The following is a 13,416-nucleotide window of genomic DNA, read 5'->3' as shown; positions in this document are numbered from 1 at the left end:
GGCGCCGGCATCGCGCGGCCGGCCCGCTGCAGGCCGCCGCGCGCGCCGCTCAGCGCAGCGCCTCGATCAGCTTCTCGAGCTTCACGGCGTCGGCGGCGAACACGCGGATGCCTTCCGCGAGCTTTTCCGTCGCCATCGCTTCGTCATTCAGCTGGAAGCGGAACGATGCCTCGTCGATCGCGACGCGCTCGGTCGGCTTGTCGTGCAGCGCATCGGGCGACAGCTTGCGCGTGACCGTTTCGTTGCTGTCGTGCAGCTTCTGCAGCAAATCGGGACTGATGGTCAGCAGATCGCAGCCCGCGAGTTCGACGATCTGGCTCGTCGTGCGGAAGCTCGCGCCCATCACTTCGGTCTTGTAGCCGAACGTCTTGTAGTACGTGTAGATGCGACGCACCGACTGCACGCCCGGATCGTTCGCGCCGCCGTTCTTCGCTTCGTCCCAGTCGGCGCCGGCCTGCTTCTTGTACCAGTCGTAGATGCGGCCGACGAACGGCGAGATCAGCTGCGCGCCGGCTTCGGCGCACGCGGCGGCCTGCACGAGCGAGAAAAGCAGCGTCATGTTGCACTTGATCCCTTCCTTCTGCAGCGTCTCGGCCGCGCGGATGCCTTCCCACGTCGATGCGAGCTTGATCAGGATGCGGTCGCGCTCGATGCCGGCTGCTTCGTACAGCTTGATCAGCTCGTGTGCCTTGTCGACCGAGCGCTTCGCGTCGAACGACAGGCGCGCGTCGACTTCGGTCGACACGCGGCCGGGAATGAGCTTCAGGATTTCGGTGCCGAATGCGATCAGCAGCCGGTCGATGATGAAATCGGTGCTTTCGTTGCGGTGGTCGCGGACGGTCTTCTCGAGGATCGGCTTGTACGCGTCCTTCTGCACGGCCTTCAGGATCAGCGACGGATTCGTGGTCGCATCCTGCGGCTGGTATTGCGCGAGCTGCTGGAAATCGCCCGTGTCGGCGACGACGGTCGTGTACTGCTTGAGCTGGTCGAGTGCGGTAGTCATGGCGATTCGGGAGGAGGGCGCACAGGCGCCGGGTTCTCACGGGCCGCGCGAACGCGGCGGCGAAGCGAGGCGGCGCCATGCGCCGCCTTCGATCCACTATTTTAGGCCCGATTCGTGTCGAGCACCTTTTCGCGCATCGTGCATGCGCGGCCGCGCGTCACGATGCGCGGCGCGCGTTGAGGATCACCTGCGTGACGATCCCGGCGACGAGCCCCCAGAACGCCGAGCCGATCGACAGCAGCGTGAGGCCCGACGCGGTGACCATGAAGGTGACGAGCGCGGCCTCGCGCTGCTTCGCGTCCTGCATCGCGTTGGCGAGCCCGCTCATGATCGAGCCGAACAGCGCGAGCGCGGCGACCGACACGACGAGCGCCTTCGGCAGCGCCGCGAACAGCGCGGCGATCGTCGCGCCGAAGATGCCTGCGATCAGGTAGAACGTGCCGCACCACACGGCGGCCGTGTAGCGTTTCGCGCGGTCTTCGTGCGCTTCGGGGCCGGTGCAGATCGCCGCGGTGATCGCCGCGAGATTCACGCCGTGCGAGCCGAACGGCGCGAGCAGCAGCGAGGCGAGGCCGGTCGTCGCGATCAGCGGCGACGAGGGCGTCTGATAGCCGTCCGCACGCAGCACCGCGATGCCCGGCACGTTCTGCGACGCCATCGCGACGACGAACAGCGGAATGCCGATGCTGACGATCGACGCGATCGAGAACGCGGGCATCGTGAACACCGGCTGCGCGAGCGCGATATGGAACCGGCTGAAGTCGAGCAGCCCGAGCGCGCCGGCCACCGCCGTGCCGACGATCAGCGTCGTCACGATCGCGTAGCGCGGCGCGAGCCGCTTGACGATCAGATACGTGAAGAACATCGCGAGCACGAGCGCGGTGCGGTATTGCGCCGCGCGGAAGATCTCGATGCCGATCTCGAACAGGATGCCGGCGAGCAGCGCGGCCGCGATACCGGACGGAATGCGGCGCATCAGCGTGTCGAACAGCCCGCTCACGCCGACCGCCGTCAGCAGCAGCGCGCACACGACGAATGCGCCGATCGCCTCGGCGTACGGGACGCCGGGCAGCGATGCGATCAGCAGCGCCGCGCCGGGCGTCAACCATGCGACGACGATCGGTGCGCGAAAGCGCAGCGACAGGCCGATGGTCGTCAGCGCCATGCCGATCGACAGCGCCCAGATCCACGACGAGATCTGCGCGTCGCTGAGGTGCGCGGCGCGGCCGGCCTGGAACATCAGCACGAGCGAACTCGTATAGCCGGTCATCATCGCGACGAAGCCGGCGACGAGTGCCGAGACGGACGTATCGGTCAAAAAGCGGCCGCCGGCGCGGCCCGCGCTCGCGGTAGGCGAAGGGTTCATGCTATCTCCGGAACGGGCCGTTCGACGGCGGCCTCGTATCTGCTGGTTGGGGATTCGTTACTTGCTCAGTGCGCGCATCGCGGTTTCGAGCCCCGCGAGCGTGAGCGGATACATGCGGTGGCCGAGCAGGTCGCGAATGATCGCGACCGATTGCCGGTATTCCCATAGGCGCTCGGGTTCCGGGTTCAGCCAGGCATGATGGGGGAACTGATCGGCGAGCCGGCGCAGCCAGACGGCGCCGGCTTCCGGGTTGTTGTATTCGACCGAGCCGCCGGGCTGCAGCACCTCGTACGGGCTCATCGTCGCGTCGCCGACGAAGATCAGCTTGTAGTCGGGCGTGAACTTGTGGAGCACGTCCCACGTGGCGGTGCGCTCCGAATGACGACGGCGGTTGTTCTTCCACAGGTGGTCGTACACGCAGTTGTGGAAGTAGAAGAATTCCAGATGCTTGAACTCGGCCTTCGCGGCCGAAAACAGCTCTTCGGTGCGCTTGATGTGATCGTCCATCGAGCCGCCGACGTCGAGCAGCATCAGCACCTTCACGTTGTTGTGGCGCTCCGGCACCATCCGCAGATCGAGCCAGCCCGCGTTCGCGGCCGTGCTGCGGATCGTGCCGGGCAGATCGAGCTCCTCGGCCGCGCCTTCGCGCGCGAAACGGCGCAGCCGCCGCAGCGCGACCTTGATGTTGCGCGTGCCGATTTCGACCGAATCGTCGTAGTCGCGGTAGGCGCGCGCTTCCCACACCTTCACCGCCGTGCGATTGCCGTTCGACGGGCCGCCGATGCGCACGCCCTCGGGGTTGTAGCCGCCGTGCCCGAACGGCGACGTGCCGCCGGTGCCGATCCACTTGTTGCCGCCTTCGTGCCGTTCCTTCTGCTCGTCGAGCAGCTCCTTCAGGCGCGCCATCAGCTTGTCGAGCCCGCCCATCGCTTCGATCTGCGCCTTCTCCTCGGCCGACAGCTCGCGCTCGAGGCGCTTCTCGAGCCAGTCGAGCGGAATGTCGAACGCGTCGGACGGCAGCGCCGACACGCCGTGGAAATACGCGCCGAATGCCTGATCGAACTTGTCGAAATACTGCTCGTCCTTCACGAGCGTCATGCGCGCGAGGAAGTAGAACGCGTCGATCGACGGCGCGATGAGCCCGGCCTTCAGCGACTCGAGCAGCGTCAGGTATTCCTTCACCGAGACGGGCAGCTTGGCTGCGCGCAGCGCGTAGAAGAAATTGAGCAGCATGGCCGGGCCTTTGCGAACGGAGGGTTACCGGTTGTGCCGGTTCATGAAGACGAGCCGCTCGAGCAGGCTCAAGTCCTGCTCGTTCTTCAGCAGCGCGCCTGCGAGCGGCGGCACGATCTGCTTCGCGTCGGCGCCGCGCAGTGCGTCGGCGGGGATGTTCTCGGCGAGCAGCAGCTTCAGCCAGTCGAGCAGTTCGGACGTCGACGGCTTCTTCTTCAGGCCCGACACGCCGCGCAGCTCGAAAAAGCTCTCGAGCGCCGCATGCAGCAGCTCCTCGCGGATGTTCGGGAAATGGACCGCGACGATCTTCTGCATCGTCGCCGCGTCGGGAAACTGGATGTAGTGGAAGAAGCAGCGGCGCAGGAACGCGTCGGGCAGCTCCTTCTCGTTGTTCGACGTGATGATCACGAGCGGACGATGCTTCGCGCGCACCGTTTCACGCGTTTCGTACACGTGGAACTCCATCCGGTCGAGCTCGCGCAGCAGATCGTTCGGGAATTCGATGTCGGCCTTGTCGATCTCGTCGATCAGCAGCACGCTCGGGCGCTCGGCCTCGAATGCCTGCCACAGCACGCCCTTGACGATATAGTTCGCGATGTCCTTCACGCGCTCGTCGCCGAGCTGCGAGTCGCGCAGCCGCGAGACCGCGTCGTATTCGTACAGACCCTGCTGCGCCTTGGTCGTCGACTTGATGTGCCACTGCAGCAGCGGCATGTCGAGCGCGGCGGCGACTTCCTCCGCGAGCATCGTCTTGCCGGTGCCCGGCTCGCCCTTGATCAGCAGCGGGCGTTGCAGCGTCAGCGCGGCGTTGACCGCGAGTTTCAGATCGTCGGTGGCGACGTAGTGCGAGGACCCTTCGAAACGCATGGCGGCGGTCTTCTCTGTCGGGGAAAAATCCCAGTATAAGTCAGAAGGGCTGTCGGGTTGGGCGGCGGCCGCGTATCGTTGCGGGGCTGCGGCGGGGCGCACCGGGGCGCCGATATGGACGCATTCCCCGCCGACGCGGTACAATCTGGCCGTTTTTTTTGGCCTGCGTGGCGATCCGAGAAGCAAAACGGCGCGGGCCGTTGCCGCTTCGGCGCCAGTTTCCCCTCAAGCTAGGTTACAAGAGCTATGAACAAATTCGTCGGCAAACACGTCGTTGTCGCAGCGCTCGTGGCGCTCGCGGGCAGCGCGCAGGCGGCCGGTGTGGTCGGCAACCCGAAGGACGGGGCAAGCAAGGCCGCCATGTGCATCGGTTGCCACGGCATCCAGGATTACCGCGCGGCATACCCGGAGGTCTACCGGGTTCCCGTCCTCGGCGGCCAGAACCAGCAATACCTCGAGAACGCGCTGAAGTCCTACCGCAAGAAGGATCGTCATTTCCCGTCGATGAACGCGATCGCCGGTTCGCTGACGGATCAGGACATCGCCGATCTGGCGGCCTACTACGCCGCGCAGAAGGTCGACTCGAAGGACAATCCCTACAAGTAAAGCGCGCGCCGCTGATCTCAGCAGCGGGACAGGAGCATTCATGAACAACGCATTCAAGACGGCGGCGATCGCATTCGCGGCCGGCCTCGCGATCGGCACCGCACACGCGGCCGACCTCTCGAAGGGCAAGGACCTGGTCGAATCGCACAACTGCGCGGCCTGCCACGGCGCGAAGCTGAACCAGCCGATCAACGCCGAGTATCCGCGCCTCGCCGGCCAGCACGCCGACTATCTCGTGTGGGCGATGCGCCAGTACCAGATGGGCCTGACGAACCCGCTGCTCGGTCGCAACAACGCGATCATGCAGGCGCAGGTGCAGAACCTGTCGGTCAACGACATGAAGGACATCGCTGCCTACATCGAGTCGCTGAAGGGCGACCTCGTGTTCAAGAAGTAAGCGCGACGGGCCGTGTGCCCGGCAGGCCAGGATACCCCGCCGAGGCGGGGTATTTTTTTGTCCGCGGTCGGCGCAGCACGGCGGGCGGCGGGCGGCATGCGACGAACGGCGCCGATGCGGCGCGCGGCCGGCCGTTGCGGCGGCGTCGCGCTCAGTTGCGTTTCAGTCGCGTTTCAGTTGCGTTTCAGTCGCGCGATGCGCGGCGCAGGATGCGCTGCAGGTACGCGTCCGTGTCGGGCGGCGTGTTCGTGCGCTGCGCTTCCCAGATCGTCTCGCCGAGGCACTCCATGATCGCGTGCTGCGCGTCGTGCGTCGAATCGAGCTTCGCTGCGAGCTTGTCGTGCGCGGCGCGGATGCCGGGCGGCTGGTCGATCGACAGCTGCTCGCTGATCGCCAGATGCATCGACAGGTGCAGGAACGGATTCGTGCGACCTTCCTCGGGCGTGTAGTTGCGCGCGGCCGCGCCGTCCGCGTCCTCGAGTTCCGCGTGGTATTCGGGGTGTTCGACGATCCAGTCGGCGGCCATCGCTTCCAGCGGCGTCAGGATCTCGCCGGCGCGTTGCTTGCGCCAGGTTTCGGTGAAAAAGCGACGGACTTCGTCGCGGCTCGGATTGAACATGGTGGGGAGCGTCGTGATGCGCGGCATCGTGCCGCGTCGCGCATTGTACGCCGGGTCGGCGCGCGCCGCAGGCCGCGGCCCCGGCGGCGGTGCGCGACGGCGGATGGGAGAGCCGGGCCCGTGGCGGCGGGCGGGAGAGTGGGCCCGTGGCGGCACGGCCGGCGTTCCACCCATGCGGCGCGGCGTGTCGAATCCCGCGTAGCCGCGCGGGTCGCTTGTAACGGGTAAGCCTGAGCTAGGCTCGCGGTCCGCGGGTCGCTACACTCCTACGGTCCCCGTTTTCGCGCCGCTACCCACCGCCCGTTTCGCCATGATCGCCGCCGCTCGTTCCTCGTCCGCCGCGCTGCAAGGTGCGCTCTACGTCGCGTTGTCCGCCGCCGCATTCGGTGCGATGGCGATTTTCGGCCGCTATGCGTATGCGGGCGGCGTCGACGTGCTCGGCCTGCTGATCGTGCGTTTCGCGATCGGCGGCACCGTGCTCGCGGCGATCGCGTGGCGGCGCGGCGTCGTCTGGCCGCGCGGCCGCGCGCTGGTGCCGCTCGTCGCGATGGGCGCGCTCGGCTACGTCGGCCAGTCGTTCTGCTATTTCACGGCGCTGCGGCATGCGCAGGCGAGCCTCGTCGCGCTGCTGCTGTATCTGTATCCGGCCTTCGTGACGCTGCTCGCCGCGTGGTGGCTCGGCGAGCGGCTCACGCGCGCAAAGGGCGTCGCGCTCGTGCTGTGCGTCGCGGGCTCCGCGCTGATGGTCGGCGGCGGCCACGGCGAGCCGTTCGGCATCGCGCTTGCGCTCGGCGCGGCGGTCGTCTATTCGCTCTACATCGTCGGCGGCACGAAGGCGACGCGCGGCGTCGATCCGCTCGCGACCACCGCGATCATCTGCGTATCGGCGACAGCCGCGCTCGTGCTGATCGCGCTGGTGCGGACCGTCGCCTTCGATGCGCCGCCGCACTGGCCCGTGACGGCCGGCGGCTGGGCCGCGATGCTCGCGATCGCGCTGGTGTCGACGGTGGCCGCGATGCTCGCGTTCTTCGCAGGGCTCGAGCGGCTCGGCGCGGCGCGCACGTCGATGCTGTCGACGCTCGAGCCGGTCGTCACGGTCGCGCTTGCCGCGCTGCTGTTCGGCGAGGCGCTGTCGCCGCTGCAGTGGGCGGGCGGTGTCGCGATTCTGGCGGCCGTGCTCGCGCTCGTGCGCGCCGGCGGCGCGGCCGCCGACGACACGACGGCGACGTCGAACGCGTAGCGGTCGCGCAGCGCCTGTACGCGGTCAGGTGCTGCGACGCTGCGGTGCGCGTCAGTCGTTCGGCGGCGGCGTTTTCGGCCGGTATTCGCACAGCGGCTCGATCGCGCAGTGCCAGCATTCGGGCTTGCGCGCCTTGCAGACATAGCGGCCGTGCAGGATCAGCCAGTGATGCGCGTCGTGCAGGAATTCCTTCGGCGTGAATTTCTCGAGTGCGGCTTCGACGGCTTTGACGTCCTTGCCGGGCGCAAGCCCCGTGCGATTCGCGACGCGGAAGATGTGCGTGTCGACCGCGATCGTCGGCTGGCCGAACGCCGTGTTGAGCACGACGTTCGCCGTCTTGCGGCCGACGCCGGGCAGGCTTTCGAGCGCTTCGCGGTCGGCCGGCACTTCGCCGCCGTAGCGCTCGAGCAGGATCCGGCACGCGGCGACGACGTTCTTCGCCTTGATCCGGTAAAGCCCGATCGTCTTGATGTACTCGGCAACGCCTTCCTCGCCGAGCGCGACGATCTGCTGCGGCGTATTGGCGACCGGAAACATCTTGCGCATCGCCTTGTTCACCGACACGTCGGTCGCCTGCGCGGACAGCATCACCGCGATCAACAGCTCGAACGGCGTCGAGTATTCGAGTTCGGTGGTCGGATGCGGGTTGAGGCTTTGCAGCGTTTCGTAGATCGCGCGTCGTTTGCTGGCGTTCATGGCGCTTGGTCGTCGGGCGGCGCGGACGGGCCGCCGGTGTCGTCTCGATCGGCGTCGTCGGCCTGCGCATCGCGCGCGGCCTGCTGTTCGGCGAGCCGCTTGCGGCGCGCCTCGGCTGCGTCGATCTGCGCCTGAACGGCCGCGCTCACGCCTTCGGTGTTCTTTGGAGCCGCACCCTGCGCGGCGAGTTCTTCCTTCTTCTTGCGCGCGCGTTCGAGCGCGGCGGCGATGATCGCGCGTTTTTTCGCTTCGGCATCGTCGGCAGCAGGCGGTGCGGCGGCCGGCGCTGCCGCCGGCTCCGTCGCGGCGGCGCTCGCCGCGCGGCGTGCGGCGGCGCGCGCCTCGGCCGCGTCGCGCTCGCGGCGCTGGCGTGCGAGCCGGCGATCGTGCCGCTCGCGCGCGGCGTCGGCCTGCTCTTGCGTCCATGCGTCCCAGGCGGTGCGCTCGCCCGTGACGGGCACCATCGCGATACAGTCGACCGGGCACGGCGGCACGCAGAGGTCGCAGCCGGTGCAGAGCGACGCGACGATCGTGTGCATCTGCTTCGGCGCGCCGACGATCGCATCGACCGGGCACGCCTGCATGCAGAGCGTGCAGCCGATGCACAGGTTTTCGTCGATGAACGCGACCGCACGCGGGTGCTCGGTGCCGTTGACGGGATTCAGCGGAATCACCGGCTTGCCGAGCAGGTTCGCGAGGCGCGCGATGCCTTCGGCGCCGCCGGGCGGGCACTGGTTGTAGTTCGCGTCGCCGGCGGCGATCGCCTCGGCGTACGGGCGGCAGCCGTTATAGCCGCACTTCGTGCATTGCGTCTGGGGAAGCAGATCTTCGATGCGATCCGCGAGTGTCTTGGAATCGGTCACGGTGACAACGGGCGCAATCGCGCCGAATGGCTCTCGGCCGCGTCGGACGCGGCCGGAAAGGTTTGCCAAACCCCGATTATCGCCGATTTCCCGCATTGCGCTGGACGCCTTCTGTGCGCATAATCGAACCGCTTTTTTGCAGGAGCGCAGCAGGAGGGCGACTGTACGCGGTACGCCCGTTCCAAGGCGGCCGGCGCCGATGCGGTGGGGTGCCGGTCCGGATCACGCGGCTCACACAGCAAAACGCCACATGAATCAGCCAAAAATCAAAAGAGATCCTGAAGGCACGCGCCGTCGCATCCTGATGGCGGCAGCCGAAGAGTTCGCGAGTGGAGGGCTGTTCGGCGCGCGCGTCGATCAGATCGCGCGGCGCGCCGAGACCAACGAGCGCATGCTCTATTACTACTTCGGCAGCAAGGAGCAGCTCTTCACCGCCGTGCTCGAACATGCGTTTTCCGCGCTGACCGAAGCCGAACGCGTGCTCGACCTCGATGGCGTGCCGCCCGTCGAAGCGGTCACGCGGCTCGCGCATTTCGTTTGGGACTACTACCGCGACCATCCCGAGCTGCTACGGCTCATCAACAACGAAAACCTCCACGAAGCGCGCTACCTGCACAAGTCGACGCGCATCCGCGAGATGATGTCGCCGATCGTCGCGATGCTCGGCAACGTGCTGATGCGCGGCCAGAAGGCCGGGCTGTTTCGCGGCGACGTCGATCCGCTGCGCTTCTACGTGACGCTGTCGGGCCTCGGCTACTACATCGTGTCGAACCGCTTCACGCTGGCCGCGACGCTCGGCCGCGATTTCAGCGAAGCCGACGAGCGCGCGGAGATGGTCCGGATGAACACGGAAGTGCTGCTCGCGTATCTGCTGCGGCGCTGAACGAGCGCGCGCGATCGGCTTGCCGACGAAAAAAAGCGCCGCCGTGCTTGCGCAGGGCGGCGCTTTGCTTTGAACGAGCCGCGCCTCAGGCGGCCTTGCGTGCGCGAACCGGCTTCGCGCGTGCGCCGCTCGCGCGCTTGGCGGCCGGTGCGGCCTTCGGCGACAGCGTGCCCGACGATTTCGCGCGCGCGCGTTTCGCGAGCGTGGCCGGGGCCTTCGCGGTTTCGCGCTGGGCCTGGCCGGCCGGGACGGCCGCGAGCGCGGGCGCCGATGCGGCCGGCGTGTCGGACGTGCCGGCCGTTGCGTCCGGGCGATCCTTCGCGCTGCCGTTCTTCGGCTCCGGCGCATGCTCGCGGATGAAGTCGCGCAGTTGCGGGTAGATGATCGTGCGCCAGCGGCGGCCGGAGAAGATCCCGTAATGGCCGCACTTTTCGGCGGTCAGGCTGCGGCGCTGATCCTGCGGAATGCCCGTGCACAGCTCGTGCGCGACGTGCGTCTGGCCGCTGCCCGAGATGTCGTCGAGCTCGCCTTCGATCGTCATCAGTGCGGTGCGCTTGATGTCCTGCGGGCGTACGCGTTCGCCGTTGACGTCCCACGTGCCTTCCGCGAGGCGGAATTCCTGGAACACGACGCGGATCGTCTCGAGGTAGTACTCGGCGGCCATGTCGAGCACCGCGTTGTATTCGTCATAGAAGCGGCGGTGCGCTTCGGCGTCTTCCTCGTCGCCGCGCAGCAGGCTCTGATAGAAGTCCCAGTGCGATTGCGCGTGGCGCTCCGGATTCATCGCGACGAAGCCCGTGTGCTGCAGGAAGCCCGGATACACCTGACGGCCTTCGCCCGGATAGTTCGCCGGCACCGTGTGGATCACGTTGTTCTCGAACCATGCGAGCGAATGCTGCGTCGCGAGCGAGTTCACCGAAGTCGGGCTGCGGCGCGCGTCGATCGGGCCGCCCATCATCGTCATCGTGAGCGGTGTGTCCTCGCCGCGGCTCGCCATCAGCGAGATCGCCGCGAGCACGGGCACCGTCGGCTGACAGACCGATACGACGTGCAGATTGCGCGCGCCGATGTGGCGGATGAATTCCTGGATGTACTCGACGTAGTCGTGCAGATGGAACGGGCCGACCTCGACCGGCACCATCCGCGCGTCGATCCAGTCGGTGATGTAGACCTTGTGATCCTGCAGCAGCGTGCGCACGGTGTCGCGCAGCAGCGTCGAGTGGTGGCCCGACAGCGGCGCGCAGACCAGCACGACCGGTTCGTCCTTCAGCTGCGTGACCGCATCGGCATCGTCCGAATAGCGCTTGAAGCGCAGCAGCCGGCAGAACGGCTTTTCGACGATCGTCTGCTCGACGATCGGAATGTTGTGGCCGTCCTTGACGATCTGATGAATGTTGAACTCCGGCTTCTCGTAATCCTTGCCGAGCCGGTACAGCAGCTCGTACGCGGCCGCCATGCGCGGCGCGCCGGGGATCAGCGAAAACGGGCTCGACGGATTGGCGAAGGACTTCGACGCGGCCTGGGCCCAGGCCGTGAGCGGGCTCAGCATCGCCCGCTGGAATTCGTGCAGTTGGTAAAGCATGCAGACTACTCCCGCGTGGGGGACGGTGCGCAAGGGCGGCGTGGGGCGTCGCGGCGTGCCGTGTGGGTCATCGTCCGGCAATGTTGCAGTGGAGCCGGACAGTCGTGTCGATCATATCGGACAACGATCCGTGGTGCAATGCAACATTTCCCGGATTTTTCATCAAATTTTTGCGATTTGACGTTCTCTTACCATAGCACCGGCCGCGGTCAGCGGCCCGTCGCGGCCGCCGGCGCCGGCTGTCCGGCCGCACGCGCCATCGCCTCTTCGTGGTGCATCAGGTTCATCGCGGTATGCACCAGCGCGACGTGCGAGAACGCCTGCGGGAAATTGCCGACGAGCCGCCCCTCGACCGGGTCGTATTCCTCCGCGAGCAGCCCGAGGTCGTTCGACAGCGCGAGCAGGCGGCTGAAAAGCCGATGCGCGTCGTCGATCCGGCCGAGCAGCGCGTAGTTGTCGACGAGCCAGAAACTGCACGCGAGAAACGTGCCTTCGCCGGGCGGCAGGCCGTCGTCGTACTCGGTCGTGCGGTAGCGCATCACGAGCCCGTCGTGCAGCAATTCCCGCTCGATCGCCTCCACCGTGCCGACGATGCGCGGATCCTCGGGCGGCAGGAAGCCGAGCAGCGGCATCAGCAGCACGCTCGCGTCGAGTTCGTCGCTGCCGTAGCTTTGCGCGAACGCCTGCTTGCCGTCGTGCCACGCCTTCTCGCAGACGTCGGCATGGATGCGGTCGCGCAGCGCGCGCCAGCGCTCGAGCGAGCCCGGCAGGCGGAACATCTCCGCGGACTTGATCGCGCGGTCGAACGCGACCCATGCCATCACCTTCGAGAACGTGAAATGGCGGCGGCCGCCGCGCGTTTCCCAGATCCCTTCGTCGGGTTCCTGCCAGATCTTCTCGAGATGATCGAGCAGCGCGCACTGCACCGACCACACCGTGTCGTCGGCCTGCAGACCGCCGACGCGCGCGAGATGCAGCGCGGCCATCACTTCGCCGAACACGTCGAGCTGCAGCTGGTTCGCGGCGCCGTTGCCGACGCGCACCGGCTTCGAATCCTGATAGCCGGGCAGCCAGTCGAGCTCCATCTCGGGCAACCGGCGCTCGCCCGCGATCCCGTACATGATCTGAATCTGCTCGGGCGATCCGGCCATCACGCGGCCGAGCCAGGTGCGCCACGCACGTGCTTCGTCGTAGTAGCCGCCGCGCATCAGCGCGAGCAGCGTGATCGTCGCGTCGCGCAGCCAGCAGTAGCGGTAGTCCCAGTTGCGGTTGCCGCCGATCTTCTCGGGCAGCGACGTGGTGGGCGCGGCGACGATCCCGCCGGTCGGCTCGTAGGCGAGCGCCTTCAGCGTGATCAGCGAACGGCGCACGGCGGCCGCATAGCGACCGCGCACCTGGCAGCGGCCCGACCATTCGAGCCAGTAGTTCTCGGTGCGCGCGAGCATCGACAGCGGATCGCGCGCGGGCGGCAGCCGCAGATGCGAGGGCGCATAGCCGAGCGAGAACGGCACGCGCTCGTCGGCGCTGACCGTGAATTCCGCGAGCGTATGCAGGTTCTTGCCGGTGAGCGGCACCGGCGTGCGCAGCACGACCGTGTCGGGGCCGGCGATCGCCTTCATCCCGTCTTCGCGCGTGAGCTGCGTGACCCACGGGATCGAGAAGCCGTAGTCGAAGCGCAGCACGAGTTCCATCCGCATCTTCATCGTGCCGCGCCGGCCGACGACGATGCGCACGAGCTCGGACCAGCCGTTGCCGGGCGGCATGAAATCGACGACGGTCACGGCGCCGTCGGCACTTTCGTAATCGGTTTCGAGAATCAGCGTGTCACCGCGATAGCGGCGTGTCGTATGCGTAATCGCGACGTCGGCGGCCGGCGCGATCAGCCAGCGACCGTGCTCGGGTGTGCCGACGAGCGCCGCGAAGCAGGCGCCCGAGTCGAACCGGGGCCAGCACAGCCAGTCGACGGAGCCGTCTTTTGCGATCAGCGCGGCCGTGTGGCCGTCGCCGACGAGGGCATAGTCTTCGATCAGGGCGGGCATGGGCTGTCTCTTATACACATCT

13 protein-coding genes are annotated in these 13,416 nt (G+C 67.4%); 4 read left to right on the top strand and 9 right to left on the bottom strand.

Features of this window, described 5'->3' with window-relative positions:
• Positions 1 to 49: 49 nt before the first annotated feature.
• The 4 genes from tal to ACSHSS_RS30710 all read right to left on the bottom strand — a co-directional run bounded on the left by tal (position 50) and on the right by ACSHSS_RS30710 (position 4,469).
• Positions 50 to 1,003: a transaldolase gene (gene tal / locus ACSHSS_RS30725; protein WP_006398700.1), complete on the bottom strand. Its 954-nt coding sequence runs from the start codon at positions 1,001 to 1,003 to the stop codon at positions 50 to 52.
• A gap of 157 nt (positions 1,004 to 1,160) precedes the next feature.
• Positions 1,161 to 2,369, bottom strand: coding sequence for a benzoate/H(+) symporter BenE family transporter (locus ACSHSS_RS30720; protein ID WP_445546019.1), 1,209 nt, complete (start codon positions 2,367 to 2,369; stop codon positions 1,161 to 1,163).
• 57 nt (positions 2,370 to 2,426) lie between these two features.
• A complete protein-coding gene (locus ACSHSS_RS30715; protein WP_006405627.1) occupies positions 2,427 to 3,602 on the bottom strand; it encodes a vWA domain-containing protein in 1,176 nt (391 codons plus the stop codon).
• Between the two features lie 24 nt (positions 3,603 to 3,626).
• Positions 3,627 to 4,469, bottom strand: coding sequence for an AAA family ATPase (locus tag ACSHSS_RS30710; protein WP_006398703.1), 843 nt, complete (start codon positions 4,467 to 4,469; stop codon positions 3,627 to 3,629).
• 246 nt (positions 4,470 to 4,715) lie between these two features.
• Here ACSHSS_RS30710 and ACSHSS_RS30705 point away from each other — a divergent pair, with 246 nt between their 5' ends.
• Positions 4,716 to 5,075: a c-type cytochrome gene (locus tag ACSHSS_RS30705; protein ID WP_006398704.1), complete on the top strand. Its 360-nt coding sequence runs from the start codon at positions 4,716 to 4,718 to the stop codon at positions 5,073 to 5,075.
• 40 nt (positions 5,076 to 5,115) lie between these two features.
• Positions 5,116 to 5,472 carry a c-type cytochrome gene (locus ACSHSS_RS30700; protein ID WP_217263109.1) on the top strand — a complete coding sequence of 119 codons (357 nt, stop codon included), beginning with the start codon at positions 5,116 to 5,118 and terminating at the stop codon, positions 5,470 to 5,472.
• A gap of 184 nt (positions 5,473 to 5,656) precedes the next feature.
• Here ACSHSS_RS30700 and ACSHSS_RS30695 read toward each other — a convergent pair whose 3' ends face one another.
• Positions 5,657 to 6,091, bottom strand: coding sequence for a DUF1841 family protein (locus tag ACSHSS_RS30695; protein WP_006398706.1), 435 nt, complete (start codon positions 6,089 to 6,091; stop codon positions 5,657 to 5,659).
• A 310-nt stretch (positions 6,092 to 6,401) separates the two neighbouring features.
• Between ACSHSS_RS30695 and ACSHSS_RS30690 the strand changes: the two genes are divergently transcribed.
• Positions 6,402 to 7,331, top strand: a complete 930-nt coding sequence (locus ACSHSS_RS30690) for a DMT family transporter (protein WP_105840515.1) — start codon at positions 6,402 to 6,404, stop codon at positions 7,329 to 7,331.
• A 51-nt stretch (positions 7,332 to 7,382) separates the two neighbouring features.
• Here ACSHSS_RS30690 and nth read toward each other — a convergent pair whose 3' ends face one another.
• The gene (gene nth / locus ACSHSS_RS30685) at positions 7,383 to 8,027 is read right to left on the bottom strand and encodes an endonuclease III (RefSeq protein ID WP_445546018.1); all 645 of its coding nucleotides are present in this window, start codon (positions 8,025 to 8,027) and stop codon (positions 7,383 to 7,385) included.
• On the bottom strand, positions 8,024 to 8,986 hold the full coding sequence (rsxB, locus tag ACSHSS_RS30680) for an electron transport complex subunit RsxB (RefSeq protein ID WP_445546017.1): 963 nt from the start codon (positions 8,984 to 8,986) through the stop codon (positions 8,024 to 8,026). The genes nth and rsxB overlap by 4 nt, the downstream gene beginning before the upstream one ends.
• 154 nt (positions 8,987 to 9,140) lie before the next feature.
• Between rsxB and ACSHSS_RS30675 the strand changes: the two genes are divergently transcribed.
• The gene (locus ACSHSS_RS30675) at positions 9,141 to 9,773 is read left to right on the top strand and encodes a TetR family transcriptional regulator (RefSeq protein ID WP_006398710.1); all 633 of its coding nucleotides are present in this window, start codon (positions 9,141 to 9,143) and stop codon (positions 9,771 to 9,773) included.
• Positions 9,774 to 9,858: 85 nt separating this feature from the next.
• Here the strand turns inward: ACSHSS_RS30675 and ACSHSS_RS30670 are convergent, their stop codons facing one another.
• On the bottom strand, positions 9,859 to 11,355 hold the full coding sequence (locus tag ACSHSS_RS30670) for a polyhydroxyalkanoate depolymerase (RefSeq protein WP_054317954.1): 1,497 nt from the start codon (positions 11,353 to 11,355) through the stop codon (positions 9,859 to 9,861).
• A 209-nt stretch (positions 11,356 to 11,564) separates the two neighbouring features.
• A complete protein-coding gene (locus tag ACSHSS_RS30665; protein WP_006398712.1) occupies positions 11,565 to 13,394 on the bottom strand; it encodes a glycoside hydrolase family 15 protein in 1,830 nt (609 codons plus the stop codon).
• Positions 13,395 to 13,416 lie beyond the last annotated feature (22 nt).

This window comes from Burkholderia sp. BC1, assembly GCF_052683555.1.
The sequence above is the reverse complement of the archived record's forward strand: the minus strand, read 5'-3'. Positions and strand labels throughout refer to the sequence as shown.

Coding starts and splice junctions, on each gene's coding strand:
- tal (WP_006398700.1), bottom strand. CDS start 1,003: ATGACTACCGCACTCGACCAGCTCAAGCAGTACACGACCGTCGTCGCC.
- ACSHSS_RS30720 (WP_445546019.1), bottom strand. CDS start 2,369: ATGAACCCTTCGCCTACCGCGAGCGCGGGCCGCGCCGGCGGCCGCTTT.
- ACSHSS_RS30715 (WP_006405627.1), bottom strand. CDS start 3,602: ATGCTGCTCAATTTCTTCTACGCGCTGCGCGCAGCCAAGCTGCCCGTC.
- ACSHSS_RS30710 (WP_006398703.1), bottom strand. CDS start 4,469: ATGCGTTTCGAAGGGTCCTCGCACTACGTCGCCACCGACGATCTGAAA.
- ACSHSS_RS30705 (WP_006398704.1), top strand. CDS start 4,716: ATGAACAAATTCGTCGGCAAACACGTCGTTGTCGCAGCGCTCGTGGCG.
- ACSHSS_RS30700 (WP_217263109.1), top strand. CDS start 5,116: ATGAACAACGCATTCAAGACGGCGGCGATCGCATTCGCGGCCGGCCTC.
- ACSHSS_RS30695 (WP_006398706.1), bottom strand. CDS start 6,091: ATGTTCAATCCGAGCCGCGACGAAGTCCGTCGCTTTTTCACCGAAACC.
- ACSHSS_RS30690 (WP_105840515.1), top strand. CDS start 6,402: ATGATCGCCGCCGCTCGTTCCTCGTCCGCCGCGCTGCAAGGTGCGCTC.
- nth (WP_445546018.1), bottom strand. CDS start 8,027: ATGAACGCCAGCAAACGACGCGCGATCTACGAAACGCTGCAAAGCCTC.
- rsxB (WP_445546017.1), bottom strand. CDS start 8,986: ATGCGGGAAATCGGCGATAATCGGGGTTTGGCAAACCTTTCCGGCCGC.
- ACSHSS_RS30675 (WP_006398710.1), top strand. CDS start 9,141: ATGAATCAGCCAAAAATCAAAAGAGATCCTGAAGGCACGCGCCGTCGC.
- ACSHSS_RS30670 (WP_054317954.1), bottom strand. CDS start 11,355: ATGCTTTACCAACTGCACGAATTCCAGCGGGCGATGCTGAGCCCGCTC.
- ACSHSS_RS30665 (WP_006398712.1), bottom strand. CDS start 13,394: ATGCCCGCCCTGATCGAAGACTATGCCCTCGTCGGCGACGGCCACACG.